This is a genomic window from Bacteriovorax sp. DB6_IX, assembly GCF_000447775.1.
In the GTDB taxonomy this organism is placed as follows: domain Bacteria; phylum Bdellovibrionota; class Bacteriovoracia; order Bacteriovoracales; family Bacteriovoracaceae; genus Halobacteriovorax_A.
Genome location: NZ_AUNJ01000009.1, coordinates 1 through 2,387, shown reverse-complemented (window position 1 = coordinate 2,387; position 2,387 = coordinate 1). Strand labels below are relative to the sequence as shown.

At 38.1% G+C, this 2,387-nt stretch carries 4 protein-coding genes; all 4 read right to left on the bottom strand.

Annotated elements, in window-relative coordinates:
- On the bottom strand, window positions 1–196 hold a 196-nt coding region (locus M901_RS17680), incomplete at its 3' end, for a hypothetical protein (protein WP_021276142.1).
- 121 nt (window positions 197–317) lie between these two features.
- Window positions 318–839: an NUDIX hydrolase gene (locus M901_RS00285; RefSeq protein ID WP_021276144.1), complete on the bottom strand. Its 522-nt coding sequence runs from the start codon at window positions 837–839 to the stop codon at window positions 318–320.
- Entirely contained in the window at window positions 839–1,381 is a 543-nt protein-coding gene (locus M901_RS00280) for a hypothetical protein (protein ID WP_021276141.1), read from the bottom strand. The genes M901_RS00285 and M901_RS00280 overlap by 1 nt, the downstream gene beginning before the upstream one ends.
- Window positions 1,382–1,383: 2 nt before the next feature.
- Complete coding sequence (locus M901_RS00275) at window positions 1,384–2,334, bottom strand: hypothetical protein (protein WP_021276143.1); 951 nt, start codon at window positions 2,332–2,334, stop codon at window positions 1,384–1,386.
- Window positions 2,335–2,387 lie beyond the last annotated feature (53 nt).

Sequence of the window (2,387 nt, the reverse complement as noted above, 5' to 3'; positions counted from 1 at the left end):
TTAGAATATTTAAGAGATAGAGATGAATAAACCAAAAGAAGAGTTCTTCTAAGAAATTAAGAGCTGTTAGCTTTTCAGGACTTAATGTGGCAAGAAGTACTAAGAAAAAAAAGTTGAACTTCGCGAGCTTCCTTCTTTTCGTTAGGTAGATTGGTCTAAGTAAAATCAGTTTCAAGTCTCTATTAGTTATTCTCATAGAAAGATTCTATATGGGGATGGGATGTGAGAGGAGAAAAAGAATTGCTTAAGCTGTAAAATCAGTAGTTTGGAGTCTTTTTTTGGCAGTCGTGGATTGATTTTAGTGCCTGAAAAAACAGCTAGATAAGGCCTTGTCTAGTACATTCTTTAAGAAGGAAATTCTCACGCTCAACAGACATTCCTTTCTTTTCACTTGAGCGAATCGTTTCTTCGTTATGTGCGATAGCATCATGAATATTAACCCAAACGGCTTTCATCCCATTTGAGATCTCATAGTCCTCGTAAGATGTTTCACCGAGCTTACGATCGACTTTACAAGTGAAACAATAGGAAATCATATGTTGAATATCGTGCTCTGGTTTGTACCAAGGGCGATACTCTTCATAGATACCAAAGTCTTTTATGTCGCGAATATTTTGGGCCCCTGTTTCTTCTTGAAGTTCACGGATCAGTCCTGTTTGAATATCTTCGCCTTCATCAATTCCACCACCGGGAAGAGAGTAGTCATGGTATCTCTCAGTATATAGAAGTAAGATGTCTTCTCCATCGATTACAATGGCCCGTGCAGCTTTTCTATGAAGGACTTTTTGATCTTCAAGACTTGAAATTGAAGGGTGAATGGCCTTCTTTAAAAGTTTCATTAGAATTGAATGACTTGAGTTGAACCATCACCAATTGTTCCCGAAGATGGAGCAGGTGATTGGTTTTGATCTAGGTCATCTGTGTTAAGAATTTCATCACAAAGCTTTTTTACTTTAGCTCGAATGGGATGGTAACGAAACGCAACAGTATCACAATCTTTTTGGGTAATTTGAACAGAGAACTTTTCAATACACTTGAGTGCAGATGAAGTTCTTAGGGGATATGTTGGCATATTGTCAGCGACTCTTAAGCAAGAGTTAAAAGTTGTCGTCTTTTCAAAACACTGTGACATGGCCGCGCGCTTAGCTGCGAGTCCATAATAACGATCTGCTAATAGAGGGCACTTCAGTTGAAAGTTATGAATAGGATATTTACTTAAACAAATATCGAAGCCTCTGTTTCTTCTATTTGGCGAGTACTCTTTAAATTCAACATCACTAAAACATCTATCGATATTATAGGAATGATCCGTATAGCTATACTGTGAAGCTGCAGCGGAGAAGTTAAGTAATGTTGTCAGTATAAGAAGTAATCTTGTCACAATTAAAACCCGTAGTATGATTGATTTTCTTTGACACAGATATACTTAATTGTACGGCTATATGGTGAGTTCTCAAGGGCCGTTGTTCTCCCCATTGGGTATTCACCATCAACAATACCATACTTATAACCATGTTGTTTTATTCCCCAATGATATGGCCCTCTTGTTAGTCCACCTTGGTAGAAACCTCTTGCAAAGAGATGTCTCATTTCATTAACTGTGGCCATACGCTTTCCAAATGAGCGACAGTTCTCATCAATTGTCTTAAGCATATGACGGAATTGAACGTAAGTAGAAGTTCTAAAAGTTTTGATTCCATCAACGATTAAATTCTTTCCACCAATATTTGTCTTAAGAGGAAATCTCGTTTTGTGAAGTGAGTTGAATACAAGAAGCGCTAGGGATTTTCCAAGCACATCTAGATTTTGAACCTTCGCTCTTGAAGCATATGAACGAGAGATTCCTGTTTCATTATTAGTGAGCTTTAAAATGGCATAGACACCAGCCCCAGGTCGTACTCCCCAAAGTAGGTGAGCACTGTACTTAGCATAGGCTGAACCAGAGATTTCGATTAGCCTTTTTCCACCTTCGTTTTCAAAGTTATCATAGATAGTTTCAAGACCACTTCTAAAGTATGAAGCAATAGTCTTGGCCATTCCAATCTTAGCAACTTGTCTTCTATCGTAAACTCTATCATCAAAAGCAAGAATCATTCCTAGTGCTTCTGAGCCTGTTGCACCGGCCTTAAGAAGATCAACGGCCTCTTGAATATATTCCTTTCTAAGTTCAGACGTTGTTCTTGAGAACATTTCTTGAAACTCTGCCATGTCCACTCCTTGAGTGGTCATCATATTATCGCTGATTGTTTTAACAGAAGTTTTGTCCTTCCAAAAACTGTCAAAGGCCATCGTCGATTGGCACATCAATACAAGTGCGATTACTAATCTTTTCATAGAAACTCCATATAGTAGATTCTGACTTTATAGCATAAAGGGGGAGCTCGATT